Origin of the sequence: Mycobacterium simiae, assembly GCF_010727605.1 — a bacterium.
In the GTDB taxonomy this organism is placed as follows: Bacteria; Actinomycetota; Actinomycetes; order Mycobacteriales; family Mycobacteriaceae; genus Mycobacterium; species Mycobacterium simiae.
In genome coordinates this window covers 3,021,869-3,047,626 of sequence record NZ_AP022568.1, presented here as the reverse complement: position 1 = coordinate 3,047,626, position 25,758 = coordinate 3,021,869, and the positions used below count along the sequence as shown (strand labels likewise).

At 67.7% G+C, this 25,758-nt stretch carries 22 protein-coding genes, 1 tRNA gene and 2 pseudogenes; 9 read left to right on the top strand and 16 right to left on the bottom strand.

Annotated features, from left to right (window positions below; genetic code table 11):
• Positions 1-35 precede the first annotated feature (35 nt).
• A complete protein-coding gene (glnT, locus tag G6N33_RS14130) occupies positions 36-1,376 on the bottom strand; it encodes a type III glutamate--ammonia ligase (protein WP_044508757.1) in 1,341 nt (446 codons plus the stop codon).
• Positions 1,377-1,618: 242 nt separating this feature from the next.
• Between glnT and G6N33_RS14125 the strand changes: the two genes are divergently transcribed.
• On the top strand, positions 1,619-2,284 hold the full coding sequence (locus tag G6N33_RS14125; RefSeq protein WP_044512486.1) for a helix-turn-helix domain-containing protein: 666 nt from the start codon (positions 1,619-1,621) through the stop codon (positions 2,282-2,284).
• 7 nt (positions 2,285-2,291) lie between these two features.
• Here G6N33_RS14125 and hpt read toward each other — a convergent pair.
• From hpt to dacB, 4 genes and pseudogenes are all read right to left on the bottom strand, one after another.
• A pseudogene (gene hpt, locus G6N33_RS14120) lies at positions 2,292-2,940 on the bottom strand (hypoxanthine phosphoribosyltransferase).
• Positions 2,941-2,952: 12 nt separating this feature from the next.
• Positions 2,953-3,921: a tRNA lysidine(34) synthetase TilS gene (gene tilS, locus G6N33_RS14115; RefSeq protein ID WP_101528702.1), complete on the bottom strand. Its 969-nt coding sequence runs from the start codon at positions 3,919-3,921 to the stop codon at positions 2,953-2,955.
• A complete protein-coding gene (locus G6N33_RS14110; protein ID WP_044512488.1) occupies positions 3,900-4,952 on the bottom strand; it encodes a zinc-dependent metalloprotease in 1,053 nt (350 codons plus the stop codon). Before G6N33_RS14110 ends, tilS begins: the two co-directional genes overlap by 22 nt.
• A complete protein-coding gene (gene dacB, locus G6N33_RS14105) occupies positions 4,949-6,334 on the bottom strand; it encodes a D-alanyl-D-alanine carboxypeptidase/D-alanyl-D-alanine endopeptidase (RefSeq protein ID WP_044508762.1) in 1,386 nt (461 codons plus the stop codon). The genes G6N33_RS14110 and dacB overlap by 4 nt, the downstream gene beginning before the upstream one ends.
• 124 nt (positions 6,335-6,458) lie before the next feature.
• Between dacB and G6N33_RS14100 the strand changes: the two genes are divergently transcribed.
• Complete coding sequence (locus G6N33_RS14100; protein ID WP_044508763.1) at positions 6,459-6,947, top strand: inorganic diphosphatase; 489 nt, start codon at positions 6,459-6,461, stop codon at positions 6,945-6,947.
• Between the two features lie 14 nt (positions 6,948-6,961).
• Here G6N33_RS14100 and G6N33_RS14095 read toward each other — a convergent pair whose 3' ends face one another.
• Positions 6,962-8,044: a DUF475 domain-containing protein gene (locus G6N33_RS14095; RefSeq protein ID WP_044508764.1), complete on the bottom strand. Its 1,083-nt coding sequence runs from the start codon at positions 8,042-8,044 to the stop codon at positions 6,962-6,964.
• A gap of 136 nt (positions 8,045-8,180) precedes the next feature.
• Here G6N33_RS14095 and G6N33_RS14090 point away from each other — a divergent pair, with 136 nt between their 5' ends.
• Genes G6N33_RS14090 through G6N33_RS14080 form a run of 3 tightly spaced genes read left to right on the top strand, consistent with a single transcriptional unit; the run spans position 8,181 to position 10,553 of the window.
• Positions 8,181-9,482 carry a hypothetical protein gene (locus G6N33_RS14090; RefSeq protein WP_101528701.1) on the top strand — a complete coding sequence of 434 codons (1,302 nt, stop codon included), beginning with the start codon at positions 8,181-8,183 and terminating at the stop codon, positions 9,480-9,482.
• A 14-nt stretch (positions 9,483-9,496) separates the two neighbouring features.
• On the top strand, positions 9,497-10,198 hold the full coding sequence (locus G6N33_RS14085) for a glycosyltransferase family 2 protein (protein WP_044508765.1): 702 nt from the start codon (positions 9,497-9,499) through the stop codon (positions 10,196-10,198).
• Between the two features lie 13 nt (positions 10,199-10,211).
• A complete protein-coding gene (locus G6N33_RS14080) occupies positions 10,212-10,553 on the top strand; it encodes a DUF2304 domain-containing protein (RefSeq protein ID WP_044508767.1) in 342 nt (113 codons plus the stop codon).
• Here G6N33_RS14080 and G6N33_RS14075 read toward each other — a convergent pair.
• Positions 10,550-11,494 (bottom strand): NAD-dependent epimerase/dehydratase family protein, encoded by a 945-nt coding sequence (locus G6N33_RS14075; RefSeq protein WP_044508769.1) that lies wholly within the window; start codon positions 11,492-11,494, stop codon positions 10,550-10,552. The genes G6N33_RS14080 and G6N33_RS14075 overlap by 4 nt on opposite strands.
• On the opposite strand from G6N33_RS14075, the pseudogene G6N33_RS14070 reads away from it, so the two are divergent.
• Positions 11,460-13,317 (top strand): annotated as a pseudogene (locus G6N33_RS14070) (hypothetical protein). The gene G6N33_RS14075 and the pseudogene G6N33_RS14070 sit on opposite strands and share 35 nt — an antisense overlap.
• 162 nt (positions 13,318-13,479) lie before the next feature.
• Here the strand turns inward: G6N33_RS14070 and G6N33_RS14065 are convergent.
• The 3 genes from G6N33_RS14065 to G6N33_RS14055 all read right to left on the bottom strand — a co-directional run bounded on the left by G6N33_RS14065 (position 13,480) and on the right by G6N33_RS14055 (position 15,217).
• Entirely contained in the window at positions 13,480-13,707 is a 228-nt protein-coding gene (locus G6N33_RS14065; RefSeq protein ID WP_155945913.1) for a hypothetical protein, read from the bottom strand.
• Positions 13,708-13,812: 105 nt separating this feature from the next.
• A tRNA-Thr gene (locus tag G6N33_RS14060) sits at positions 13,813-13,888 on the bottom strand.
• Between the two features lie 111 nt (positions 13,889-13,999).
• Entirely contained in the window at positions 14,000-15,217 is a 1,218-nt protein-coding gene (locus G6N33_RS14055) for a DNA polymerase III subunit delta' (RefSeq protein ID WP_101528721.1), read from the bottom strand.
• 89 nt (positions 15,218-15,306) lie between these two features.
• On the opposite strand from G6N33_RS14055, the gene G6N33_RS14050 reads away from it, so the two are divergent.
• Positions 15,307-16,989 carry an adenylate/guanylate cyclase domain-containing protein gene (locus tag G6N33_RS14050; protein ID WP_101528720.1) on the top strand — a complete coding sequence of 561 codons (1,683 nt, stop codon included), beginning with the start codon at positions 15,307-15,309 and terminating at the stop codon, positions 16,987-16,989.
• An 11-nt stretch (positions 16,990-17,000) separates the two neighbouring features.
• On the opposite strand, the gene topA is transcribed toward G6N33_RS14050, so the two are convergent.
• The 3 genes from topA to cspA all read right to left on the bottom strand — a co-directional run bounded on the left by topA (position 17,001) and on the right by cspA (position 20,983).
• Complete coding sequence (topA, locus tag G6N33_RS14045) at positions 17,001-19,814, bottom strand: type I DNA topoisomerase (protein WP_044508780.1); 2,814 nt, start codon at positions 19,812-19,814, stop codon at positions 17,001-17,003.
• Positions 19,815-20,004: 190 nt separating this feature from the next.
• Complete coding sequence (locus tag G6N33_RS14040) at positions 20,005-20,595, bottom strand: hypothetical protein (protein WP_044508782.1); 591 nt, start codon at positions 20,593-20,595, stop codon at positions 20,005-20,007.
• Between the two features lie 184 nt (positions 20,596-20,779).
• Positions 20,780-20,983: a cold shock protein CspA gene (cspA, locus tag G6N33_RS14035; protein WP_007166602.1), complete on the bottom strand. Its 204-nt coding sequence runs from the start codon at positions 20,981-20,983 to the stop codon at positions 20,780-20,782.
• 248 nt (positions 20,984-21,231) lie between these two features.
• Here cspA and G6N33_RS14030 point away from each other — a divergent pair, with 248 nt between their 5' ends.
• Both G6N33_RS14030 and G6N33_RS14025 read left to right on the top strand, forming a co-directional pair.
• Positions 21,232-23,559 carry a DEAD/DEAH box helicase gene (locus G6N33_RS14030; protein WP_101528719.1) on the top strand — a complete coding sequence of 776 codons (2,328 nt, stop codon included), beginning with the start codon at positions 21,232-21,234 and terminating at the stop codon, positions 23,557-23,559.
• Positions 23,560-23,868: 309 nt separating this feature from the next.
• Complete coding sequence (locus G6N33_RS14025) at positions 23,869-24,906, top strand: PAS domain-containing protein (protein WP_044508788.1); 1,038 nt, start codon at positions 23,869-23,871, stop codon at positions 24,904-24,906.
• Here the strand turns inward: G6N33_RS14025 and G6N33_RS27480 are convergent.
• Genes G6N33_RS27480 through G6N33_RS14015 form a run of 3 tightly spaced genes read right to left on the bottom strand, consistent with a single transcriptional unit; the run spans position 24,889 to position 25,752 of the window.
• A complete protein-coding gene (locus tag G6N33_RS27480) occupies positions 24,889-25,218 on the bottom strand; it encodes an Rv3654c family TadE-like protein (RefSeq protein WP_044508790.1) in 330 nt (109 codons plus the stop codon). The two genes, G6N33_RS14025 and G6N33_RS27480, sit on opposite strands and share 18 nt — an antisense overlap.
• Before the next feature lie 16 nt (positions 25,219-25,234).
• On the bottom strand, positions 25,235-25,537 hold the full coding sequence (locus G6N33_RS27475; RefSeq protein ID WP_231382500.1) for a TadE family type IV pilus minor pilin: 303 nt from the start codon (positions 25,535-25,537) through the stop codon (positions 25,235-25,237).
• A 23-nt stretch (positions 25,538-25,560) separates the two neighbouring features.
• Complete coding sequence (locus G6N33_RS14015) at positions 25,561-25,752, bottom strand: DUF4244 domain-containing protein (protein ID WP_044512495.1); 192 nt, start codon at positions 25,750-25,752, stop codon at positions 25,561-25,563.
• Between the last annotated feature and the right edge of the window lie 6 nt (positions 25,753-25,758).

Sequence of the window (25,758 nt, the reverse complement as noted above, 5' to 3'; positions counted from 1 at the left end):
TGTGTGGTGAGTCCTTCGTCTGTTAACGGCAGCCGCTAGAAGGCGGCCAGGTAGGTGTCGATTTCCCAGGGGCTGATCGCGGCGTGCCAGGCGAAGAATTCATCACGCTTGAGCGCCGCGTAATAGTCTGACACCGTTGGCTTTTCGACGCGCTCGCCTGGTGGCAGCGCCGCATCGAGGACGCCGGTCAGCACCGCGTCGGATTCGAGATGCTCCACGGCGTGCAACAAGGTCAACGGCAGGGCCGGCCGGGTGGCGGCGAGCGTGCCGATGGCACCGGGGTCGGTGCTGCGTTTGATGCCGTCCAGGCCGGCACCCAGGGCTGCCGCTATGGCCAGGTAGGGGTTGGCCGAGCCGTCTCCCCCGCGCAGCTCGACGCGCTGGTTGTCGGGCACCCGGACATAGTGGGTCCGGTCGTTTCCACCGTAGGTCGGTGCGCGGGGCGCCCAGGACGCTCCGGAGGCAGTGGACACCGCTCCGGTTCGCTTGTAGGAGTTGACAGTTGGGGCGATCAGCGCCTGCAGCGCGGCGGCGTGATCGAGGAGGCCGCCCACGAAGCCGTACGCGGTCTGCGAGAGCCCGAGCCCGCGCTCGTCCTCGACACCGGGAAATACGGCCGCTCCCGCGCTGGTCAGGGACAGGTGCAGATGTAGGCCGCTGCCGGTGCGGTCGGCGAAGGGTTTGGGCATGAACGTGGCAATCATGCCGCGCTCCGCGGCCAGCACCGACATCAGATAGCGCAGTGTGACGACGCGGTCGGCAGTGGTCAGGGCATCGGCGAACTTGAAGTTCTGTTCGAATTGCCCGTTTCCGTCCTCGTGGTCGTTGGCGTAGTTGCCCCAGCCGAGCGCGTTCATCGCGTCGCTGAGCGAGGTCAAGTGGTCATACATGCGGGTGACGGCACGCGCGTCGTAACAGGGCTGCGGGGCGGTGTCGGCGTCGTCGGCGGTAGTGAGGGTGCCGTCGGGATTCTTCTTGAGCAAGAAGTACTCGACCTCGGCGCCCACCCAGGCGTCAAACCCGGCGTCGCCCACCTGGCGCAGCACGGCCTTGAGAATGTTGCGCGGCGCGAACGGCCACGGGCTGCCTAGTACGTAGGGGTCGCAGTGCACCAGCGCTAGGCCCGGCTTGACGAACGGGATCGGGGTAAACGACGCCGGGTCGGGCATGGCGATCAAATCGGGATCTTTCGGCGTTTGGCCGATCGCGCCGACGGCGTACCCGGCGAATCCGACGCCGTCGGTGCTGAGCTCCTCGACGGCTGTAGCGGGAACGAGCTTGGCGCACGGCTTGCCGTTGAGGTCGACGAACAGCGCCAGAACGAACGCGGTGTCGGTGTCCCGACACAGCGTCGCCAGGTCAGGAGTGACGGGCATGGCGGTTCTCCCTCGGCGTTGACTGTCGACGGTGCGATTACCGCGACTTCCTCGACTAAGAGGAAACCGGTCGAATATTGCCAACACATCAACCGATTGTTTCCTTGTATGAAATGCTGATTCGTCATAGTAGACCCTACGATCTGACGGGCGCCACTGTCGTTGGGAAACGCGCTACGATGCCCGACCGTCATCGGGATCCGTTTCCTGACAGGAAACAATTTCTGTTAAACTCGCGCGCCGTGGAGGAGCGCAAACCTGGTGTCGTACGCGACAGCGGCGATCCGGCGCCGGTACAGCGCGAGGTGGTGGGCGAGGCGCTGACCGGAAACGACCTGGAAAACGCCATCGCGCGCCAAGTTCGCAGCCTGCGGCGGGCCGCCGGCCTGTCGATCGCCGACATGGCCGATCGGGTCGGGATCTCCAAGGCGATGCTGTCGAAGATCGAGAACGCGCAAACCTCGTGCAGCCTCTCCACGCTGGCCAGGTTGGCCGCGGGCCTGGACGTCCCGGTGACGGTGCTGTTCCGCGGCGCCGACACCGGACACGACGCGGTCTACACCGAGAACGGGCGCGGCTCGACGATCATCGGCCGCGGCACCCGGGTGGGACACCACTACGAACTACTCGGGGCACTGCGGGGTCCGCACAAGCGCCTCGAGCCGGTACTGGTGACCCTGACCGAGGCCAGCGAAGTCTTCCCGCAGTTCCAGCACCCCGGCACCGAAGTCCTCTACATGCTCGAAGGCGTCATGGTCTACGGCCACGGCGATGCGGAATACACCCTGCGGCCCGGCGACACGCTGCTGCTCGACGGCGAGACGCTGCATGGCCCACATCAGTTGGTGCGCTTGCCAATCCGGTTCTTGGCGATCACCGCCTACCCCGACGACCGCGCCGACGGCTGACCGCCGTCTACTGCTCGTAGATCCGGGGGTCCAGCGTGCCGATGTACGACAGGTCGCGGTAGCGCTCGTCGTAGTCCAAGCCGTAACCCACGACGAATTCGTTGGGAATGTCGAAGCCCACGTAGGCGATCTCGGCGTTGGCACGCAACGCGTCGGGTTTGCGCAGCAACGTGCACACCCGCAGCGAGCGGGGACGGCGAGTCTTGAGGTTCCGCAGCAGCCAGGACAAGGTCAGGCCGGAGTCCACGATGTCCTCGACGATCAGCACGTCGCGATCGTTGATGTCGCGGTCCAAGTCTTTGAGAATGCGCACCACACCCGAAGACGATGTCGAGGAACCGTAGGAGCTGACGGCCATGAACTCGAACTGCGTCGGCAGCGGGATCGCGCGAGCCAAGTCGGTGACAAAGATGACCGCGCCCTTGAGCACGGTGATCAACAGCAGATCCTGGCCACTCTCCGCCTGGCCGTAGTCGTTGCCGATCTGCTCGCCGAGCTCGCCGATGCGCGCCTGGATCTGCTCCGTGGTGAGCAGCACGGACTTGATATCCCCCGGATACAGGTCCACGGGCTGCTCGGGTGTTATCGCCGAGGAGATCTGGGCCACGCTCCACAGCGTGCCACGTCAGCCGGTGAACAACCAACGGCGCCGACAATTTGGGGGAAATTCACACAGGTTCGCGCCGCAGCACGAGCACGCCGTCGCGCCGTCCGGCGATCAAACGCTCGCGCGGCGCGTCGGAACCGACCGCCACGCCCCCCTGGCCGCGCCACGCGGTGATCAGCCGGTCGACACCGCGGATCTGCTTGTCGGTGAGCCCGGTGGCGCCGCCGGCCAGCAGCCAGGCCCGGATGACCCGCCGCCGCACCGGCTCGGCCAGGGCCGCCAGCGCGCCCGCGCGCAGCCCGGCACCCTCCGTGACGCCGGGCAGCGCCTCGGCCGCCAGCTCGTCGATGAAGCCGGTGTCCTCCCGCAGCGCGGTCGCGGTGCGGGCCAGCGCCTCGGCCACGCCGCCGCCGAGCACCTCCTCGAGCAGCGGCAGCACCTCCAGCCGCAGCCGGGTTCGAGTGAAGCGGCGGTCGGTGTTGTGCGGATCCTGCCAGGCCCTCAGGCCCAACTCCTGGCAGGCGGCGTGGGTGATGGCGCGGCGGACTCCCAGCAACGGCCGCAACCACGGCGGATCATGCGGGCGCATCCCGGCAATGGAGCGGGCCCCGGAACCGCGGCCCAGCCCGAGCAACACCGTCTCGGCCTGGTCGTCGAGGGTGTGGGCCAGTAGCACCGGCCCGCGCCGGGCCGCACTCAACGCCGCATAGCGGGCGGCGCGGGCCGCGGCCTCCGGGCCCCCCGCCGGTCGGGTTGGGCCCACCTCGACCCGAATTACCTGTGCGGCAACGCATCCCAACTCGAGCGCTTGGGCACGTGCGGTTTCGGCGACGGCGGCCGAGTCGGGCTGCAGGCCGTGGTCCACGATCAGCGCGGTGGTCGCCCGCAGACCGGCGGCGACGGCGGTCAGGGCAAGGGAGTCCGGTCCGCCCGACAGCGCCACCGACCATCGGTCGCCGGCAACCGGATAGGTGGTCGCGAACGCCTCGACAGCGCCGCGCAGCTGTCCTACAGGACCCGATCGATCCATCGCTGGGGCTCTTCGATTTCGACGGGCAACGGCAACGTCTCGGGGCCCGACCAGACCGCGTTGAACCGTTCCATGCCGACCCGGGCCACGACCTCGTCGACGAAGGCCTTCCCACGGGTGTACTGGCTGAGCTTGGCATCGAGGCCCAGCAGGGCGCGCAGCAGCCGCTGCAGCGGCGGTTGTTTGCGTTGCCGCCGGTCGTCGAATCGGCCGCGGATGGTGGCCACCGATGGCACCGCCTTGGGCCCGACGGCGTCCATCACGTGCTCGGCGTGGCCTTCCAGCAGCGTGCCCAGGACCAGCAGCCGATCCAGCGCGTGACGCTGCGGCTCAGACTGGACCGCGCGTACCAGCCCGACGATGCCGGTCGGGCCCCCCTCGGACTCGGAGCCGCTGAGTCCGCGATTGCGCACGTAGTCCGACAGCCGGCTGGCCACCTCGCCGAAGTTGTCGCCCGCGTCCCGGGTCAGCAGCGCCAGCGCGTCCGACATGTAGTCGGGCAGCCACGGGTTGGTGGTGAATTGCACGCGATGGGTCACCTCGTGCAAGCAGACCCACAGCCGGAAATCCGCCGGCACCACCCGCAGCTGCCGCTCGACCGCGATGACGTTGGGATAGACCAGCAGCAAACAGCCTTCTTTGTCGGCCGCGAACGGGTCGTACTGGCCGAGGATGCCGGATGCCACGAACGCCAGCACGGCCCCGGTCTGCGCACCCGTGACCCGGCCGGTCACGAAGCCCCGCGGCTTTTCGGTGCCGTTCGTCATCAACCGCATGGAGTTTGCCGCCGCGCGAACCCACTCCCGCCGGTCCACGATGCGCGCCGCCGGCACGTCGCCGCCGGTGACCAACCCGGTGACGTCACGCACCAGCGGTTCGGCTCGCGTCGCCGAACTCGCCAGCTCCTCGATGACCTGGCGGCGGGTGTAATCGCTGGCCGGCGGACCCGGCCGGGCCAACCGGACGCCGACGGTGGCGGCGAAGCCCCAATCGACGGCGGTACCCAGGGTCAGTTCGGACGACTGCGTCATGCGCACCCGCACGTCCACAGCCGGGCGGCGACAGCGTCCATCGCGTTGCGCCCGTTGGGGCCCGCGGCGTTGGAGATGAACGCAAACGTGAGGACCCGCCCACTGCGGTCGGTAACGACGCCGACCAACGAGTTGATGGCGGTCAACGATCCGGTTTTGGCGCGCAACCAGCCGGCCGGGCCTTGATTGGTGGACTGGTCGAGGAAGCGTTCGGCCAGCGTCCCGCTGCCGCCGGCGATGGGAAGGAGATCCAGCAGCGCGCGCAGCGACGGCTGGTCCGGCCCGGCCGCTGCCTGCACTGTCCCGTCGAGGGTCCGGGCGGTCAGGCGGTCGTCGACCGAGAGTCCACTGGAGTCCACCAGCGTGGCGCCGGTCGTGTCGACGTGCGCGGTGTTCAAGCGGTTGGTCACCGCATCGACCGCGCCCGCGAAGCTGCGCGGGCGATTGATCGCCGCCGCCACCTCACGCCCGATGGACTCGGCCAGCACATTGTCGGAGTGGTCCATCATTTCGCCGAGCCGCTGCACCAGCGGCGCGGATTGCACCACCGCCAGCTGGCGTGCCCCGGACGGCGCCGTGCCGATGCTCACCGCGGCCGGATCCAGACCGAGCGCTTTCGCCAGTTCCCGCCCGGCGTCCAGGGCCGGTGTCTTGGATCGCCGCGAGTTGACGGTGGTCGGCTGGATACGCCCGCAGTCGATCATCACCGGCTCGATCGGCGCGATGTCGCCGTTGTCGATGTCGGCCGGGTCCCAGCCCTGCGCCATCGTCGGTCCGGAAAATGCCGAGATGTCCACCTGCACGGCCGTCGGGGTCATGCCACTGCGATGGATCTGCTCCACCAAATCACCGATCCGGGCGGCGCCGCGGTACCAGGTGGGCACCTCGGTCGGTGCGGCAGACAGGGTCGGGTCCCCCGCGCCGACCAGCACAACCGGTCCTTGCGCGTTCGCGCTGCCGGCCACCACGCGGGTGCTGATCCGGGCCTGCCGATCCAGCGTCAGCAATGCCGCGGCCGCGGTCAGTACCTTATTCGTCGACGCCGGCACCAGCGGCATGTCGTCGGCCAACTGCCACAGCTGGTTGCCGGTGAGCGCGTCGGTGATCCGGCCGCCGAACCGGCCCAGGTTGGGGTCGGCGACCACGGGTGCCAACACGGCCGCCAGTCCACCGGGCGACGGCGTCTCGGCATTATCGGCGACGGGCACCACACCCGGCTTCAGGACCGGCGGCCGGGGCGGCGGTACCGGAGCGTGGCTGCCGCTACTGCCGTGGCCACCCGTGGTGAAAAAGGTTGCGGCGGCCACCACGGCGGCGACGAACGCCAGCACGGCCAATCCGATCAAGACCTGGGTGGATTTCCGCCAGCGAGTACGACCCATCACTCTCCTGACTGTTTGGTCCTATTCTGCCGAAGCTGCCGAATAGCGCTCGACTAGGGTGATCCGCGACGTATCCGACCTACCCGGGTCCACCCAGTGACTTTTCTTCAAAGGAGCCGAGCCAGTGCAATTCGACGTGGTCATCGAGATCCCGAAAGGCCAACGCAACAAGTACGAAGTCGATCACGAGACCGGGCGGGTGAAGCTCGACCGCTACCTCTACACATCGATGGCCTACCCCACCGATTACGGCTTCATCGAGAACAGCCTCGGTGAAGACGGCGACCCGCTGGACGTCCTGCTGCTGCTCCCCGAGTCGGTGTTCCCGGGTGTGCTGGTCGAGGCGCGTCCGGTGGGCATGTTCAAGATGGTCGACGAGGCCGGCGGCGACGACAAGGTGTTGTGCGTGCCGGCCGGGGATTACCGGTGGGACCACATCCAGGACATCGGCGACGTTCCGGCCTACGAGCTGGACGTCATCAAACACTTCTTCTCGCAATACAAGGCGCTCGAGCCGGGCAAGTACGTCAAGGCCGCCGACTGGGTCGGCCGCGCCGAGGCCGAGGCCGAGGTGGAGCGCTCGTTCGCGCGGTTCAAGGAAGCCGGGCACTAACCGCCCACCGCGAGTCAGCCGGCCCCGGCGGCACGGCGGTTGCGCAGCACGCTCCACCCCAACGCGGCACCGATCACGACAACGCCCACCGAGGCGGTCACGACTTGGTGGATCCGATAACGCTCGTCGATGGACAGCAACATGATCACCGACAACGCGCCGATCGCCCAGTGCGCGCCGTGTTCCAGGTACACGAAACGGTCCAGCGTTTGCTGCTGGACCAGATAGATCGTGATCGATCGGACGAACATCGAACCGATCAGGCCGAGCCCCAAGGCGATCACGATGGGGTCCGAGGTGATCGCGAAGGCGCCGGTGACCCCGTCGAACGAGAAGGAAGCGTCGAGCACTTCCAGATACACGAACAGCGTCAGCCCGGCCCGGCCCGTCGCCAGTAGCCCAGCCTCGCTGGGGTCCTCGTTATCGATACCCGCAGGCCGGAACGCCTGGCTCAAACTGTTGACGACCAGGTAGCTCACCAGACCCAGCAACCCGGCCGTCAACACCGTCGCGCGGTCGTCGCCGGAGTGGGTCAACTGCGTGCCGACCACGACCAGCGTGACGGCCGCGACCACCACGGAAACTTCGGCGAGCCGACCGACCCGGGCGAACGGCACCTCAATCCATTTGAGCCACTTGATATCTCGGTCATTGAAGAGGAAGTCCAGAAACAGCATCAGCAAGAACAGCCCGCCGAATGCGGCGATCTGCGGGTGGGCGGAGGTGACCAGCTTCTCGTAGCTGGGCGACCCGTCGGGAAACTCCAGCGCGTCGTGCGGGGGCGGCGCGGCCGCCAGCTCCAGCGCGCGCACGGGGTCGACTCCGGCGGTGGCCCACACGATGAGCAACGGGAACAGCAGTCGCATGCCGAAGACGGCGATCAGGATCCCGATCGTCAGGAACATCCGCCGCCAGAACGGGCTCATTCGCTTCAGCACGGCCGCGTTGATCACCGCGTTGTCGAAGGACAGCGATACCTCGAGAACGCCGAGGGCGACCAACAGATACAGGGCGTCGAGCCCGCCGTGCAGGAACCCGAGTACCAGGGCCGCCACGGTGACGATTAGCGAAATCCCGAAGATGCGCGCCGCCGCCATGGATCCTTCCCGACAGCCGCCCACCCCAGGGCGAAGCTGGTCGTCGCTGCCAGACACTACTGTCGCGCACTTATTATTTTCAGATTGTGGCGATAGTGGCGGCGGGTAGGGGCGATCGGCCGAAGGCGCCGCCTCGGTGACCGAAATCGGCGGCGCGGCGGCGCCCCTGGGTGCTGCCCCGGCCGCGGGAGCGCCCCAGGGACCGATCGCACGAGGCAGTGTGGCCCGGGTAGGTGTCGCGACGGCGCTCACCGCGGTGTGCGGCTACGCCGTCATCTATCTGGCCGCTCGCGACCTGGCTCCGAGCGGCTTCTCGGTGTTCGGCGTGTTCTGGGGGGCGTTCGGCCTGGCCACCGGGGCGGCCTTCGGACTGCTGCAGGAGACGACGCGGGAGGTCCGGGCCACCCGGTTCCCCCACCCGGGGGCACCATGTCCGGGCGAACCGCGCAACCACCCGCTGCGGGTGGCGGCCCTGGTCGGCGTCGCCGCGGCCATGATCATCGCGGGCAGCTCGCCGTTGTGGAGCGGGCGGGTGTTCATCCAGGAGCGGTGGTTGTCGGTGGCCCTGCTGGCCATCGGGCTGGCCGGTTTCTGTGTGCACGCCACGCTGCTGGGCATGTTGGCCGGCACCGACCGATGGACCCAGTACGGCGCGTTGATGGTGACCGACGCGGTCATGCGGGTGACGATCGCGACCACGACGTTCGTGCTGGGCTGGGATCTGACCGGTTACCTGTGGGCGACCGTCGCCGGCGCCGTTGCCTGGGCGATCATCCTGCTGGCCGCGCCCGGCGCTCGCGCGGCGGCCCGGCTGCTCACCCCGGGCGACACCGCGACGTTCCTGCGCGGCACCGCGCATTCCATCACCGCCGCCGGGGCCAGCGCGATCCTGGTGATGGGATTCCCGGTGCTGCTCAAGCTGACGTCGAATGAGCTTGGGGCACAAGGCGGGGTGATCATTCTCGCGGTGACGCTCACCCGGGCACCGCTGCTGGTGCCGCTGACCGCCATGCAGGGCAACCTGATCGCACACTTCGTCGACGAGCGTCGCAACCGGCTGCGGGCGCTACTGACCCCCGCGATGCTCATCGCTGCCATCGGCGCGGCCGGGGTGGTAGCCGCCGGGCTGCTCGGACCGTGGCTGCTGCGGGTCGCCTTCGGGTCTCAGTACGACGCCAGCGGCGCCCTGCTGGCATGGCTGACCGCTGCGGCGGTGTCGATCGCGATGCTGACCCTGACCGGCGCCGCCACGGTAGCCGCCGCGCTGCACCGCGGGTACGCACTCGGCTGGGTGGGCGCGACGGTGGCGTCGGGGGTGTTGCTGCTCCTGCCGCTGCCGCTGCAGACCCGCACCGTGGTCGCCCTGTGCTGCGGCCCGCTGGTGGGAATCGCGGTACACCTGTTCGCCCTGGCGCGTGCCGAGCGCCCAACCGGCTGATCCTGGCTAACCTGGTGAGCATCGAAACGCATTACCCCGGCGTCTGGATCGTCATTCCCGCCTTCAACGAAGCCACCGTCATCGGCGAGGTGATCGCCGACGTGCGCTCGGTCTTCGACAACGTGGTGTGCGTCGACGACGGCAGCACCGACGACACCGGCGAACTGGCCCGCCGGGCCGGGGCGCATCTGGTGCGCCACCCGGTCAACCTCGGTCAAGGAGCGGCCATCCAGACCGGCGTCGAGTACGCCCGCAAGCAGCCTGGGGCGCAGATGTTCGCGACCTTCGACGCCGACGGTCAACACCGCGTCAAGGACGTGGCCACGATGATCGATCGGCTCACTACCGAAGACGTCGACATCATCATCGGCACCCGGTTCGGCGGGCAAGAGACCACCCGTCCGCCGTTGCTGAAGCGGCTCGTGCTGCAGACCGCCGCGCGATTGAGCCGGCGCGGCCGCCGGCTGGGCCTGACCGACACCAACAATGGGCTACGGGTGTTCAACAAGACGGTGGCCGACGGCCTCGACATCACCATGAGCGGCATGAGTCACGCCAACGAATTCGTCATGCTCGTCGCCGAAAACCATTGGCGGGTGGCCGAACAACCGGTCGAGGTGTTGTACACCGAATACTCGCGGTCCAAGGGCCAGCCACTGCTCAACGGCGTCAACATCATTTTCGACGGGTTCCTGCGCGGCAGGATTCCGAGATGAGAAGGACTCAACGATGAACTGGATCCAGGTACTGCTGATCGGCTCGATCATTGCGCTGCTGGTGTATTTGCTGCGGTCCCGCAGAAGCTCGCGGTCCAAGGCGTGGGTCAAGGTCGGCTACGTCTTGTTCGTGCTCGCCGGCATCTACGCCGTGCTGCGCCCCGACGACACCACCGTGATCGCGAACTGGTTCGGCGTACGGCGCGGCACCGACCTGATGCTCTACGCGCTGATCATGGCGTTCAGCTTCACCACGCTGAGCACCTACATGCGGTTCAAGGACCTGGAATTGCGCTACGCGCGGCTGGCCCGTGCGGTAGCACTGGAAAGCGCGCAGGCACCCGACCCGCGCTAGCCGGCGTGCGCCTTGCGGAAGTACTCGACGGTGCGGCGCACGCCCTCTTCGAGCTGAACGCGCGGACGCCAACCCAAAACGTCTGCCGCGGCACCGATGTCCAGGCAGGAACGCCTCAAATCGCCCAGCCGATCGGGATGGAACTCCGGGTCGTCCGGACCACCGACAGCGTTTGCCACCGCCGTGTGCAGCTGCCGGTCGGACGTCTCGATCCCGGTGCCGACGTTGAACCGCTGTCCGCCGCCCACATCGCCGGCGGCCCTGACGAACGCATCGACCACGTCGTCGACGAACACATAGTCGCGGGTCTTGCTGCCGTCGCCGAACACCTTGGTGGGCTTACCCGACAGCAGCGCCTGAGCGAAGATCGCCACCACGCCGGCCTCGCCGTGCGGATCCTGGCGCGGGCCGTAGACGTTGGCCGGTGCGATGTGCGAGCAGTCCAGGCCGTACAGGTTGCGGAAGGTGTTCAGGTAGATCTCGCCGGCCACCTTGCCCGCGGCGTACGGCGACGCCGGATCGGCGGGAACGGTCTCTGGCGTGGGGTACTGCGGCGGGGTGCCGTAGATGGACCCGCCGGACGAGGTGTGCACGACCTTGCGCACGCCCGCGCGGCGCGCGGCTTCGGCCAGCCTGATCGTGCCAATCACGTTGACCGAGGCGTCGAACTGCGGATCGGCCACCGAACGCCGGACGTCGATCTGCGCCGCGAGGTGGAACACCACCTCGGGTCGATGCTCGTCGAGGATCGCGACCAGGTCCGCGGTGACGATGTCGGCCTCGATGAAGTCGTGGGCGACATCGTCGGCCAGATGCTCGAGGTTGGTCGCTTTGCCCGTCGCGAAGTTGTCCAGGCTCACGACCGAGTGACCGTCCGTCAGTAGGCGGTCGACCAGCGTGGAGCCGATGAACCCGGCTGCCCCGGTAACCAGTGCGCGCACCGGCCCACCATACCGACCGGTAAGAAATAACCATGCCCGCCCTCCTCACCCGGATCCCGTCCGTCGTTTTCGCGGCGGCAGCGCTGATCGCGGTGCAGCTGGCGATCCGGGCGGTGCTGGCATTCGGTGGCTACTTCTATTGGGACGACCTGATCCTGATCGGCAAGGCCGGATCCGAGAGTTTGCTGGCGCCGTCGTACCTGTTCGACGACCACGACGGCCACGTGATGCCGGCGGCCTTCCTGATCGCGGGCGCGTTGATCCGACTGGCCCCGCTGGATTGGACCGGACCCGCGGTCAGCCTGGTGGTGCTGCAGCTGCTGGCGTCGGCGGCGCTGCTGCGGGCGCTGCACGTGCTGCTCGGCTGGCGCCGCGTGCTGCTGATCCCGTTGACGTTCGCGCTTTTCACCCCGTTGGGGGTGCCGGGATTCGCCTGGTGGGCGGCGGCGCTGAACTCGCTGCCGATGCAGGCGGCGCTGGCCTGGGTGTGCGCCGACGCGGTGCTGCTGGTGCGCACCGGCAACCAGCGGTACGCGCTTAGCGGCACGCTGGCCTACCTGGGCGGGTTGCTGTTCTTCGAAAAAGCCGCGGTGATCCCGTTCGTCGCCTTCGCGGTGGTGGCATTGCTCTACCACGTGGGCGGCCAACGTTCGGCGCTGGCCGCGGCCTGGCGTGCCGGGGTTCGGTTGTGGACGGCGTCGCTGATTCTGACGATCTGCTGGATCGCGCTGTATCTGATCGTGGTCAATCAGCGGCGGTGGAGTTCCGACCTGGCGATGACGGGAGATCTGCTGGCCCGGTCCATCACCCACGGCATCGTGCCGGGACTGGTTGGCGGGCCGTGGCATTGGGGCCGCTGGGCCCCGGCGTCGCCGTGGGCCACTCCACCGCCGGCGGTGATGGTGTTGGGCTGGCTGGCGTTGGCCGTGGTGCTGGTGCTCGCGCTGCTCCGCAAACAGCGCATCGGGCCCGTCTGGCTGACCGCGGCAGGTTACGCGCTGGCCTGCCAGGTGCCGATCTACCTGATGCGTTCGTCGAAGCTCACCGCGCTGGAACTCGCCCAAACCCTACGTTATTTGCCGGATCTCGTCGTCGTGCTGTCGCTATTGGCCGCGGTTGGCCTGTGCGCGCCGAATCGGCCGGCGGCTGCGCGCTGGCTGGACGCTTCGGGTACCCGCACTGCGGTGACGACCGGCCTCGCCGCGCTCTTCGTGGTCAGCAGCCTGTACTCGACCGCGACGTTTCTAACCAGCTGGCGCGACAACCCCACCAAAGCGTACCTGCGCAATGCACAGGCGAGTTTGACCGCGGCGCATGCTAATTCGACCGCACCGATGCTGGATCAGGAGGTCGATCCGCTGATCCTGCAGCGGGTGGTGTACCCGGAGAACTTGGCCAGCCACCTCTTCGCCCTCCTGCCGGATAGGCCCGAATTCGCGTCGGCGACAACACAATTACGGATGTTCGACAGTTCCGGGGGGCTGATCCCCGCACGGGTCACCTGGGTTCGGACCATCAAGCCCGGCCCGATGCCGCACTGCGGCTATTTCGCTCAACCCGACAAGGCGGCTCACCTGACGCTCGACGGGCCGTTGCTGCCCGCCGACTGGACGGTCGAACTGAACTACCTCGCCAACAGCGAGGGTTCGATGACGGTCGCGCTCTCGGAGGGGCCCGCCGTCAAGGTTCCGGTGCACCCCGGCCTGAACCGCGTCTTCGCCCGGCTGCCGGGGGCCGGCGACGCAATCACCGTCCGTGCGGACACGGCCGCGCTGGCACTGTGCATTGCCTCCGGGCCGGTCGGCTTCCTGGCGCCGGCCTAATCGGGAGCGCCGTCATCTTCGCCGTGCTCACCGGATTGTTCGTCCTGGTCCTCGGAGACCTGCGGGGGCTGGTCGTCGCCCTCTGGTGGCGGCTGTTCGGCGGTGGTCACCGGGGTGGCCTACCCGGGGCAGCGACGACGGAAACCACCCGCCACGCTGTGACTACCCGGCGCCAGGCCCGCGCCAGGCCGCCGGCGCGGTGGCCCGTTTGGGCTCGTGCTCGACCTTCCGGTACGCCCACCACGCGGCGACCATGGTCGCGGTCGCCATCGCGAGAGCCGACAGTACGAACGCATCACCGAAGGCAAACATCAGGACGATGCCCGCGGCGATCCAGATAGCCTCCCCGATCGGAAAGCGGATTAGCTTGTCCATGTCAGCCTCGCTCACAGTCGAGTCACCCAAGCGGTGACGCAGGCTGCAACGCGACACACCCGGAAACGCTGCCCGGAACGGGCCCACGGTGACCGAAGTCACCGCGAGGCACACCGAATTTGGAGCCGCCTGGGGGAATCGAACCCCCGACCTATTCATTACGAGTGAATCGCTCTACCGACTGAGCTAAGGCGGCATCCCCTCGCGCCGGGCGGCACGAGTCTACGGCAGGCGAGGGCGCGCCCCCAACTTCGGATCGCCCGGCCGCCGTGCACCCGGCCGCGCGGCTCGCATCGCCGGCGGGCGGTCAATCCCGCAGTTCCTGCCCGATGGTGGCGACCATCGCGTCGACGGCGAACTTGGGCTTGACGTTGACCGCCAACGCATCACGGCACTGCAGCACCGCTTCAATGCATCGCAACAGCCGCTCCGGTGCGGCGTGCGAGGCCAGCGCGGCCACCCGGTCGGTCATGTCCGGATGGTTGGCCCGAACCCCGTCGGCGTGCGCCGAGACCACCAGCGCGTCACGGAAATACGTCGCCAGATCGATCAGGGCCCGGTCCAGCGCATCGCGGGAGGCCCGGGTCTGCCGCGACTTCTGACGTCGCTCCAGGTCCTTGATGGCGCCGGTGGCACCGCGCATCGCCCCCGCGGTGCCCTTGCCGGTACCCCCGGCTCCCAACGCGGTGCGCAGTTCTTCGGTCTCGGCCTCAGCCCGATCGGCGGTCAACACGACGGCCTCGGTTTCGGCTGCGGCCACCAACTCTTCGGCGGCGGCGTAGGCCCGTGAGGGTGTCGCGGCGTCGCGCACCAACCCCAGCGCCCGCTCGCGCCGCTCGCGGGCTTCCGGGTCGGTCGCCAGCCGCCGCGCCCGACCGACGTGACCGCCGCTGACCGACGCGGCCCAGGCGGCCGTGTCGGCGGGCAGGCCGTCGCTGTCGATCAGCACCCGGGCGATCGACTCGGTGGACGGCGTCACCAGCGCGACGTGCCGACACCGAGAACGCAGCGTGACCGCGATGTCCTCGGGGTCCACCGACGGCGCACACAACAGGAACACCGTCGAGGGCGGCGGCTCCTCGACGACCTTCAGCAACGCGTTGGCGGCGCCCTCGGTCAACCGGTCGGCATCTTCGATCACCACGATCTGCCAGTGCCCGGTCGTCGGGCGGCGCGACGCGATCTGCACGATGCCGCGCATCTCGTCGACACCGATCGACAGTCCCTCGGGAATCACCCGCCGGACATCGGCGTGGGTGCCTGCCATCGTTGTCGAGCAGGCCCGACACCGACCGCACCCGGGACCGCCGTCCTCGGTGGCAGCGGTGCATTGCAACGCCGCAGCGAAGCACAGCGCCGCGATCGAGCGGCCCGAACCGGGAGGACCGGTGATGAGCCATGCATGTGTCATAGTCCCGCGATCAGCGTCACTGTGAGCCGGATCACGGCGCGCGGCGCGGGCCGCCGCGAACAACTCCGCTTCGACCGCTTCCTGGCCTACCAGCCGCGTAAACACTCCGGACATCATCGGCAACACTAGTGAGACGGACCGACGGCTATCGTGCGGATACCAGATCGCGACGATTTCGTGATCTCTGGCGGTGTTTTGCCAGGATCCGGCGACTTGCCGAAGCATTTTGGGGTTACCGACTAGTCCCCACTGACCGATACGGTGGGTTGGTGGCAACGGCAGGTGCACTACCGGGGCGAATCAGCGCATTCGTCCGTTGGGTGGTGCGCACTCCGTGGCCGCTGTTTTCGCTGAGCATGCTGCAGGCCGACATCATCGGCGCGCTCTTCGTGCTTGGTTTCCTGCGCTACGGTCTTCCCCCCGAGGATCGTATTCAACTGCAGGATCTCCCGACTCTCAACCTGGCGATCTTCGCGAGCTCACTGGTCGTGCTGTTCCTGGTTGGCGTCGTGGTCAACCTCAAGCTACTGATGCCGGTCTTTCGCTGGCAGCGGCGCGACAACATGCTCGCCGAAACCGACCCGGCCGCTACCGAACTCGCCCGCAGCCGGGCCCTGCGCATGCCGTACTACCGCACCCTGAGCACCGTCGTGTACTGGTGCATCGGCGGCGTGGTGTTCGTCGTCGCCAGCTGGTCGGTGGCCAAGTTCGCCGCCCCCGTCGTCACGGTGGCCACCGCGCTGGGAGCGGCGGCCACCGCGATCATCGGCTACCTGCAGTCCGAGCGGGTATTGCGGCCGGTGGCGGTGGCGGCTTTGCGCAGCGGGGTGCCGGAGAACGTCAAGGCACCCGGCGTCATCCTGCGCCAGATCTTGACGTGGATGCTTTCCACCGCGGTGCCGCTGCTGGCGATCGTGCTCGCGGTGGTGGCCGATAAGGCCTCGCTGCTGCATGCGGCGCCGGAGAGCCTGTTCAACCCGATCCTGCTGCTGGCCCTGACCGCGCTGGGTGTCGGGCTGATCAGCACCCTGCTGGTGGCCATGTCGATCGCCGACCCGCTGCGCCAGCTGCGCTGGGCCCTGTCGGAGGTTCAGCGCGGCAATTACAACGCGCACATGCAGATCTACGACGCCAGTGAATTGGGTCTGTTGCAAGCAGGATTCAACGACATGGTCCGCGACCTGTCCGAGCGGCAACGGCTGCGCGACCTGTTCGGGCGCTACGTCGGCGAAGACGTGGCGCGCCGCGCGCTCGAGCGGGGTACCGAGCTGGGCGGCCAGGAGCGCGACGTCGCGGTGCTCTTCGTCGACCTGGTCGGCTCCACCCAGCTGGCCGCGACCCGGCCGCCCGCCGAGGTGGTGCACCTGCTCAACGAGTTCTTCCGGGTGGTGGTCGACACTGTCGGCCGCCACGGCGGCTTCGTCAACAAGTTCCAGGGTGATGCGGCGCTGGCGATCTTCGGCGCGCCCATCGAGCACCCCGACGCCTCCGGCGGTGCGCTGGCCGCCGCGCGCGAACTGCACGACGAATTACTGCCGGTGATCGGCGCCGCCGAGTTCGGCATCGGGGTGTCGTCGGGCCGGGCCATCGCCGGCCACATCGGCGCGCAGGCGCGCTTCGAATACACCGTGATCGGAGATCCGGTCAACGAGGCGGCGCGGCTGACCGAGCTGGCCAAACTCGAGGCCGGGCACGTGTTGGCGTCGGCGATCGCCGTCAGCGGCGCCCTGGACGCCGAAGCGCTGTGCTGGGACGTGGGCGAGGTCGTCGAATTGCGTGGCCGCACGGCACCCACTCAACTGGCCCGGCCGCTGAATTTGGCTGCGCCCGACTCGGTTTCGAAACCGGACTATGCGGCCGAGGAAGTGTCCAGCGAAATCATGTGACCGCGCGCGGCCTAGCTGCGCTTGACGGCTCTTTTCGCCGGGGCCTTGCGGGTCGACTTCTTTGCCGCTCGCTTGACCGGGCCCCGGGCCCGCCGGTCGGCCAGCAGCTCGGCCGCACGCTCGTCGGTGATCGTCGCGACGTCGTCGCCCTTGCGCAGGCTCGCGTTGGTTTCGCCGTCGGTGACATACGGCCCGAATCGACCGTCCTTGACCACCATTGGCTTACCCGACGCCGGATCGGTACCCAGCTCACGCAGCGGTGGCGCCGCGGCGCCCTGCCGGCCACGACGTTTCGGCTCGGCGTAGATCTTCAGTGCTTCGTCGAGCGTGATCGTGAACATCTGCTCTTCGGTCGCCAGCGAACGAGAATCGGTGCCACGCTTCAGGTACGGACCGTAACGTCCGTTCTGTGCGGTGATCTCCTCCCCGGTCTGCGGGTCGACACCGACCACCCGGGGCAGCGACAACAGCTTGAGCGCATCCTCGAGCGTGATGGTCTGCAGATCCATGGTGCGCAGCAACGAGCCGGTGCGAGGTTTGGGACCGGTGGGCTTCTTGCCCTTCTTTGCCGGCGCGGCACTTCCACCGTCGGGGCCGTCCTCCGGCGGCGGCTCCGGCAGCACCTCGGTGACATACGGTCCGTATCGCCCGTCCTTGGCCACGATTTCGTGGCCGGTCTCGGGATCCACGCCCAGCGAACGACCCTCCTGAGGGGTGGCGAAAAGCTGTTCGGCCACCTCGAGCGTGAGCTCATCGGGAGTCAACGAATCGTTGAGGTTGGCCCGCTGCGGCTTGGGCTCGCCGTCCTCGCCGAGGATGGTGCGCTCCAGGTAGGGGCCGTTCTTGCCGACCCGGACATAGACCGGCCGACCCTGATCATCGTCAAACAGCTTGATGGAGTTCACTTCTCGGGCGTCGATGCCCTCCAGGTTCACGCCCACGAGCTTCTTGAGACCGCCGGAGCGAGCAACCGAGTCGGCCACACCGTGCTCGCCGCCGAAGTAGAAGTTGTTGAGCCAGTTGGTCCGTTGCTCGTTACCGGCGGCGATCGCGTCGAGCTCGTCTTCCATCGCGGCGGTGAAGTCGTAGTCGACCAGCCGACCGAAGTGCTGTTCCAGCAAACCCGTCACGGCGAATGCGACCCAGGACGGCACCAGCGCGCTGCCCTTCTTGTGCACGTAGCCGCGATCCTGAATGGTCTTGATGATCGACGAGTACGTCGACGGCCGGCCGATGCCCAATTCCTCGAGCGCCTTGACCAGCGAGGCCTCGGTGTAACGGGCGGGCGGATTGGTCGAGTGACCGTCCGGGGTCAGTTCCAGGACGTCCAACCGCTGCCCCCGCGTCAGCTGCGGCAACCGGCTTTCGGCGTCGTCGGCTTCGCCGCCGGCCAGCTCGTCCACCGTCTCGACGTACGCCTTGAGGAAACCGGCGAAGGTGATGGTGCGGCCGCTGGCGGAGAACACCACGTCCGTCGAGGCCCCAGCCGCCGTTGACTGACCGTTGATCCGCAGGCTCAGTGTGGTGCCGCGGGCGTCGGCCATCTGCGAGGCTACCGTGCGCTGCCAGATCAGCTCATAGAGCCGGAATTCGTCGCCGTCGAGCTCGCGGCGCACCGCGTCGGGAGTGGCGAACGTCTCACCCGCCGGCCGGATCGCCTCGTGAGCCTCCTGGGCGTTCTTGACCTTGCGGGTGTACTGGCGCGGCGACGGCGACACGTACTCGTCGCCGTAGAGCTGGCGTGCCTGATTGCGCGCGGCGCTGATGGCCGACTGCGACAGCGTGGTCGAGTCGGTCCGCATATAGGTGATGTAACCGTTTTCGTAGAGCCGCTGGGCGATGCTCATCGTCCGCTCGGACGAGAAACGCAGCTTGCGGCCCGCCTCCTGCTGGAGAGTCGACGTCATGAACGGCGCGTAGGGCCGCCGCGTGTAGGGCTTCTCCTCGACCGAGGCCACCGACAGCTGCGCCCCGCGCAGTCCCGCGGCCAACTCGGTGGCCCGGGCCTCATCGAGCACCACGACTTCGTCCGCTTTACGCAGCTGGCCCAGCGAGTCGAAATCGCGGCCGGTGGCGACCCGCAGGCCGTCGACGGAGGTCAGCCGGGCGGCGAAGGTGGGCGGCGCCGCGTTCGCGTCGGACACACTGGCGTCCAGCTGGGCGACGATGTCCCAGTACGACGCGCTGCGGAACGCCATCCGGTCGCGTTCTCGCTGCACGATGATGCGGGTGGCCACCGACTGCACCCGTCCCGCCGACAGCTTCGGCGCGACCTTTTTCCACAGCACCGGGCTGACCTCGTAGCCGTACAGCCGGTCCAGGATGCGGCGCGTTTCCTGGGCGTCAACCAGGTCGATGTCGAGGTCACGCGGATTTTGCGCGGCCTCGAGGATGGCCGGCTCGGTGATCTCGTGGAACACCATCCGCTTGACCGGGATGCGCGGCTTCAGCGTCTCCATCAGGTGCCAGGCGATGGCCTCGCCTTCGCGGTCACCGTCCGTGGCCAGGTAGAGCTCGTCGACGTCTTTGAGCAGCCCTTTCAGCTCGCTGACGGTGCTCTTCTTTTCCGGGCTGATGATGTAGAGCGGTTCGAAGTCCGCGTCGACGTTGACGCCGAGCCGGGCCCAGGGCTCCGACTTGTACTTGGCGGGTACGTCGGCGGCGGCTCGCGGCAGGTCGCGGATGTGGCCACGCGACGATTCGACGATGTATGTGGAGCCGAGGTAGCCCGCGAGCTTGCGCGCCTTCGTCGGCGACTCGACAATCACAAGTCGCCGCCGGCTGCCATTGCCGCTGCTTTCGCGGCCTAAAGTCGGGTCAGCCACCTACGGTTACGCTCCATATCTTTCCCGGTCTCCGTTCGAGACCGCCTGCAGGAAGAATGACAGGCACACGTCTGAAATTCCGCTGAATTCGGACCCCGGTCAGCGACGCCAACGTTCCTTCCCGTGTGGGCACCTGACAATTTCGCACCCTGAGGCGGGCGGACGCAAACCGACTCCCCGAACAGCCTGACTAAACCCGGGGCCATTGCGCCAACGCTTCGGCGCCCTCGGGGGGTTCCCCGACGTTCTCTACCAGCCTCGATAGCCTGCGTCTACCGCTGATACGCAGGGCTGGACGGCCGCCGCGGGTGCCGATCAGGGTCGGGGCGATGCCGACCCGCATCAAGGCCGACGCCAGCGGCGAATGGGTGTCCGGGGCGTGTGGGTCCAGCCCGAGCTGATAGTGATCGCCTTCCGGGGTACCTGCGGCGATGGTCCACGCGCGCAGCTCGCGCGGGCCCGGCAGCCAGCGCGGGGGCACCGTCTTGACCGCGCCGCGGATCCATTCGGCCGCGATCGCGGTCAGCGCCGGGTCGATCGCCGTCCGCACCAGCGGTGTGTCCTCGTCGGTGCGGCTGATCTCGGGCACCAGGCCGGCCTGCTCGATCATCTCGGCCAGGGCCGAGGCGCGCCACAGCTGGTCCACCACCACCGAAAGTCGGGCGCCGCGAGATTCCGGCGCTCCCACCGTCACGATCTGCCCCGAGGCTGCCAGCACCCCGCACAGGTCGGCGACCGCGGGGGGCACCGCCTCTGCTGTGAAGAAGGAAAGCTGGCTCACCTCACCGACAGTAAGCCAGGAGCCCGATCCGTGCCGTCAAGTTTTCGGCGCGGCGCCCGGTCGGGCGGCGGGGCGGATTGCATGCCCGTGAATAGATAGTGACAACGTGAATAGATAGTGAAAACCCCCCGGCGAAATCCGCTGAGCGGATTGCACGGGGGGTTTTCGTCAGAATCTGCTCGTTTTAGACGGAGCGGACTCCGGTGGCCTGGGGGCCCTTAGGGCTATGGCCGATCTCAAACTCGACCTTCTGGTTTTCTTCAAGGGTGCGGAAGCCCGAACCCTGGATCTCCGTGTAGTGGACAAAAACATCCGCGGAACCATCTTCAGGGGCGATGAAACCGAACCCCTTCTCCGCGTTGAACCACTTCACAGTTCCCTGTGGCATTTCTCGATCTTTCCTTTTCTTCAAGGTTCGGAGCACCGCCTTTCGGTGCCCCGGGCCCGTTGTCGCCGCCATACCTCGCGGAGTCGTCGGAACGTCACCCGAACGTTAACCTCGCAGGAACCGCGGGTCGCAACGTCGATCCTGCGAAGTTTTGACACGAACACAGAAGCTACGACCGCAAACAGTCAACCATGTTCAACGTCTTGGCGACAGAGTTGCGCCACGGACGGATTTTTGGAGGGTACGAGGTGCCGAGTTTCGGCAGCGATCTGCTCGCCGTCGCTCTCGCCGGGGTCGCGCCGGACGAAAACCCGGTGCGCCACGTCGCGGAGCTGCCAGCGCGCAGCGGACGGCCCGATCGATGGCCGCGGTGGGCCGATCCTGATGTCGTCGCGGCCTTCACCGGCCGCGGCATCCGCGAGCCCTGGTCACACCAGGCCCAGGCCGCCGAATTGGCCCACGCGGGCCGCCATGTCGTGATCAGTACGGGAACCGCGTCCGGCAAGTCGCTGGCCTATCAGCTCCCGGTTCTGCACGAGTTGAGCACGGATCCGTTGGCTCGGGTGCTGTATCTGTCCCCGACAAAAGCCTTGGGGCACGACCAGCTGCGCGCCGCCCACGCGCTGACGTCGGCGGTGGCGCGGCTGAATCAACCCGGTTTCGCGGTCGCTCCGACCGCCTACGACGGTGACAGCCCGGCCGAGGTACGTCGTTTTGCGCGCGAGCGCTCGCGTTGGCTGTTCTCCAATCCCGACATGATTCATTTGTCCATTTTGCGAAACCACCCGCGCTGGGCTGTGTTGCTGCGCGGGCTGCGGTTCGTGATCGTCGACGAATGCCATTACTATCGCGGAGTTTTTGGCTCGAACGTGGCGATGGTGCTGCGTCGCCTGTTGCGGTTGTGCGCGCGTTACGCCCCCGAGCCGGGACGGATGCCGACGGTGATCTTCGCCAGCGCCACGACGGATTCGCCGGGCATAACGGCCTCCGAACTCATCGGCCTGCCCGTCGAGGAGGTCGTCGACGACGGGTCGCCGCAAGGTGCACGCACCGTGGCACTGTGGGAGCCCGCGCTGCGCACCGACGTCACCGGAGAACACGGCGCCCCGGTGCGTCGGTCCGCCGGCGGGGAGGCGGCGCGGGTGATGGCCGACCTGGTCGCCGAGGGCGCGCAGACCCTGACCTTCGTGCGTTCCCGGCGCGCTGCGGAGCTCACCGCGCTGGGCGCCCAGGCCCGGCTCGACGACATCGCACCGGAGTTGTCGCACACCGTGGCGTCCTACCGTGCCGGTTATCTCGCCGAGGACCGCAACGCGCTGGAGCGTGCCCTGGCCGAGGGGAAGTTGCGCGGGCTGGCCACGACGAATGCGCTCGAGCTCGGTGTCGACATCGCCGGGTTGGACGCGGTGGTGCTGGCCGGTTTTCCCGGGACGGTGGCGTCGTTCTGGCAGCAGGCCGGCCGCTCGGGCCGCCGTGGCCAGGGCGCCTTGGTGGTGCTGATCGCCCGCGATGACCCACTGGACACCTATCTGGTGCACAATCCGGCGGCGCTGCTGGACAAGCCGGTGGAGCGGGTGGTGATCGACCCCACCAATCCATACCTGCTGGGTCCCCAATTACTATGTGCGGCAACGGAATTGCCACTCGACGAGGCCGAGGTCCGAAACCTCGGCGGCACCGAGGTAGCGCAGGGACTCGTCGACGACGGGCTGCTGCGCCGGCGCGGCGGAATGTATTTTCCGGCCCCGGGCGTGGAACCGCATGGTGCGGTTGACATCCGGGGTTCGGCGGGCGGCCAGATCGTGATCGTCGAGGCCGACACCGGGCGTCTGCTGGGCAGCACCGGGGTGGGCCAGGCCCCGGCGTCCATCCATCCCGGCGCGGTCTACCTGCATCAAGGTGACAGTTATGTGGTCGATTCGCTGGACCTCGATGGCCAAATCGCGTTCGTGCACGCCGAGGATCCCGGGTATGCCACCTTCGCCCGCGAGATCGTCGACATTCAGGTCACCGGCAGCGGCGAGCGACGGACCTACGGCCCGGTGACGTTGGGCGTGGTGCCGGTCCGGGTCACCCACCAAGTGGTCGGTTACCTGCGCCGGTACCTTTCCGGCGAGGTCATCGACTTCATCGAGCTGGACATGCCCGAACAGGTCCTCGACACCACCGCCGTCATGTACACAATCACGCCGGAGGCATTGGCGCACAAAGGGATCGATGCGCCCCGGATTCCGGGCTCATTGCATGCCGCCGAGCACGCCGCGATCGGCCTGCTGCCACTGGTGGCCAGCTGCGACCGCGGCGACATTGGCGGCTTGTCCACCGCGCTCGGCCCGCTTGGCCTGCCGAGTGTTTTCGTCTATGACGGATATCCGGGCGGGGCGGGATTCGCCGAACGCGGCTTCCAGCAGGCTCGCACCTGGCTGAGCGCGACCGCGGCGGCAATCGAAGCGTGCGAATGCCCGACGGGCTGCCCGTCGTGTGTGCAATCGCCTAAGTGCGGCAACGGCAACGACCCGTTGGACAAGTCGGGAGCGGTGCTGGTCCTGCGACTTGTGCTTGCGGAGTTGCCGTAGCGATCGCGCTGAGCCATCCACGGACGGCGACCGACCCCTCGACGGCCGACCTCCATGGATCTGCATATAACAGCCGCCGAGTGCGGTCCCTCTTTGTTGAAGAAACGCCAGCGTGCTATCTCAAAGCGCGATCAACGGCCGGAGCAGAAAACCTACCAAGGCTGTGATCTCGTTTGCAAACTTATCAGTAACGTGACGGTAGCGAAGGCGATTCGCTTCATCGACCGGCGTTTGCTGACGGGTTTGCTGGCGCACCCTGTGCCCGCCCGGTCGGGCGTGTAGTCCACGCGGCGCATTAAAATTGACGCCATGGCCCACGACTGGTTGCTCGTGGAGACACTGGGGGACGAGCCCGCCGTAGTAGCACAAGGACGGCAGCTCAAGAACCTTGTCCCGATCACAACCTTCCTTCGCCGCAGTCCTCACCTCGCCGCTGTGCGCACCGCGATCGCGGAGTCGATGCGCACGGGCCAGGGACTGACTAGCATCACACCCAAGCGCGACCGAGTAATTCGCACCGAGCCGGTGGTGATGTCCGACAATTTCATCCACGGTGTGCAGGTGTGGACCGGGCCAGCCGACATCGAACCACCCGAGCGGCCCACTGTCGGCCCGCTAAAGTGGGATCTGACAATGGGTGTGGCCACCGATACCCGGGAGTCGTTGGCGATTAGCGGTAAGAACCCGGAAGTGGAAGTCACGTTCGGCCGGGCGTTTGCCGAAGATCTGCCAACGCGGGAGCTCAACCCGAACGAAACCAAGGTGTTGGCCATGGCCGTCAAGGCCGAGCCGGGACTAACTCTTTGCAGCACTTGGGATCTCACTGACTGGCAAGGGCAGCCTATCCGAATCGGTTTCGTGGGGCGCAGTGCGATGGAGCCCGGGCCCGACGGCCGGGACCATTTGGTCGCACGGGCGATGAACTGGCGGGCCGAGCTCAAGGGCCCGGTGATCTCCACCGACGACCTGGCGTTGCGAATCCTCAACGGTTTGCGGCAGGCCGGCGTGCACCGGGCACTAGTCGACCTCAACAACTGGACGTTATTGAAATGGCTCGACGAACCCTGCACCTTCTATGACTGGCGTGGCGCCGGCAAGGACCGGCCGAAGGTGCACCCCGACGATGTTCCCCAAATATCTGCCATGACAAGGGAGTTCAGTAAGGGCACGACCAGCCGGGTGTTGCGAATGCGCGGGCTCGACGGCGATTGGGTTCCGGTGCATGTCACCGCGAATCAAGTGGAGCTGGAACCGGATACGTTCGTCGGGCTGGTCTCGCTGCGGTTGCCCAGCGAGGAGGAGCTTGCTGCGGCCGGGTTGACGGAAGGCTCAGCCGCCGGCGACTGATTCGCTCGCCTCCACCGGTCCCGCCCGGGCGGCGGCCCGCGCCACCCCGGCGTACCGTACTGCCACCCCTAATGTCACGACGACGTCCAGATCGTCTACCCGGCAGCCGAAGTCGTCGACCCGTAGTGAGCGCGCAACCGTGCTCGCCCGGGCGCAGGCCGCCTCCGCGCCGGCGGGCAGTGCCGCCGCGGCGGCCAGCGCGGCCAGATCGGCAGCCGACTGCGCACGATGGCGTGCCACCACCACTGCCCCGACGTAGGCGCACGCGCCCGCGACACACAGCAGCACCAAGACCATCGCTGCCGCAAGCACCGTCGCCGCACCCCGGTCATTGCGACGGCTCCGCCGCGGCGACGGCCCGAGCGCTGATATCCAAGGCGGGCAACAGATTCGAATGTATGACGACAGTCGCCACCAGAAAGTCGCCGTCGCGGCGGACCTGGACGCGCGCGCCACCGGGGGCAATCCGGCGCGCGACGTCCACCGCCGCACGGTCATCACCGCGCGCCGCCAGTCGGGCCGCCTCACGTGCCGCGTCGACACAACGAACCTGCATCGACACCGCTGTGATGCCGGCCAGGCACAGCACCAGCACCACGACCAACGCGGCAATCGCCAAGGCCGCCTCCACGGTGCTGGCACCGGAACACCCGACTAGACCTTGGTGTTGAGCGCGCGCCCGATGATGTTCGTCAACGCCGACACGATCGAGTCGCCGGTGACGACGGTGTAGAGGATCGCACCGAAGGCGGCGGCGGCGATGGTGCCGATCGCGTACTCGACCGTGGACATTCCGGACTCGTCGGTCGCCAGCACCGCCAGGCGCGCCGCGACCACACGGAACATGTTGAT

Bases quoted from the DNA above. Each gene is read 5' to 3' on its own strand.
- tilS (WP_101528702.1), bottom strand. From the start codon at position 3,921: ATGGATCGATCGGGTCCTGTAGGACAGCTGCGCGGCGCTGTCGAGGCG.
- G6N33_RS14025 (WP_044508788.1), top strand. From the start codon at position 23,869: ATGGCCCACGACTGGTTGCTCGTGGAGACACTGGGGGACGAGCCCGCC.
- dacB (WP_044508762.1), bottom strand. From the start codon at position 6,334: ATGGGTCGTACTCGCTGGCGGAAATCCACCCAGGTCTTGATCGGATTG.
- glnT (WP_044508757.1), bottom strand. From the start codon at position 1,376: ATGCCCGTCACTCCTGACCTGGCGACGCTGTGTCGGGACACCGACACC.
- cspA (WP_007166602.1), bottom strand. From the start codon at position 20,983: ATGCCACAGGGAACTGTGAAGTGGTTCAACGCGGAGAAGGGGTTCGGT.
- G6N33_RS14080 (WP_044508767.1), top strand. From the start codon at position 10,212: ATGAACTGGATCCAGGTACTGCTGATCGGCTCGATCATTGCGCTGCTG.
- G6N33_RS14055 (WP_101528721.1), bottom strand. From the start codon at position 15,217: ATGTCCGGAGTGTTTACGCGGCTGGTAGGCCAGGAAGCGGTCGAAGCG.
- G6N33_RS14095 (WP_044508764.1), bottom strand. From the start codon at position 8,044: ATGGCGGCGGCGCGCATCTTCGGGATTTCGCTAATCGTCACCGTGGCG.
- G6N33_RS14110 (WP_044512488.1), bottom strand. From the start codon at position 4,952: ATGACGCAGTCGTCCGAACTGACCCTGGGTACCGCCGTCGATTGGGGC.
- G6N33_RS14015 (WP_044512495.1), bottom strand. From the start codon at position 25,752: ATGTTCCGTGTGGTCGCGGCGCGCCTGGCGGTGCTGGCGACCGACGAG.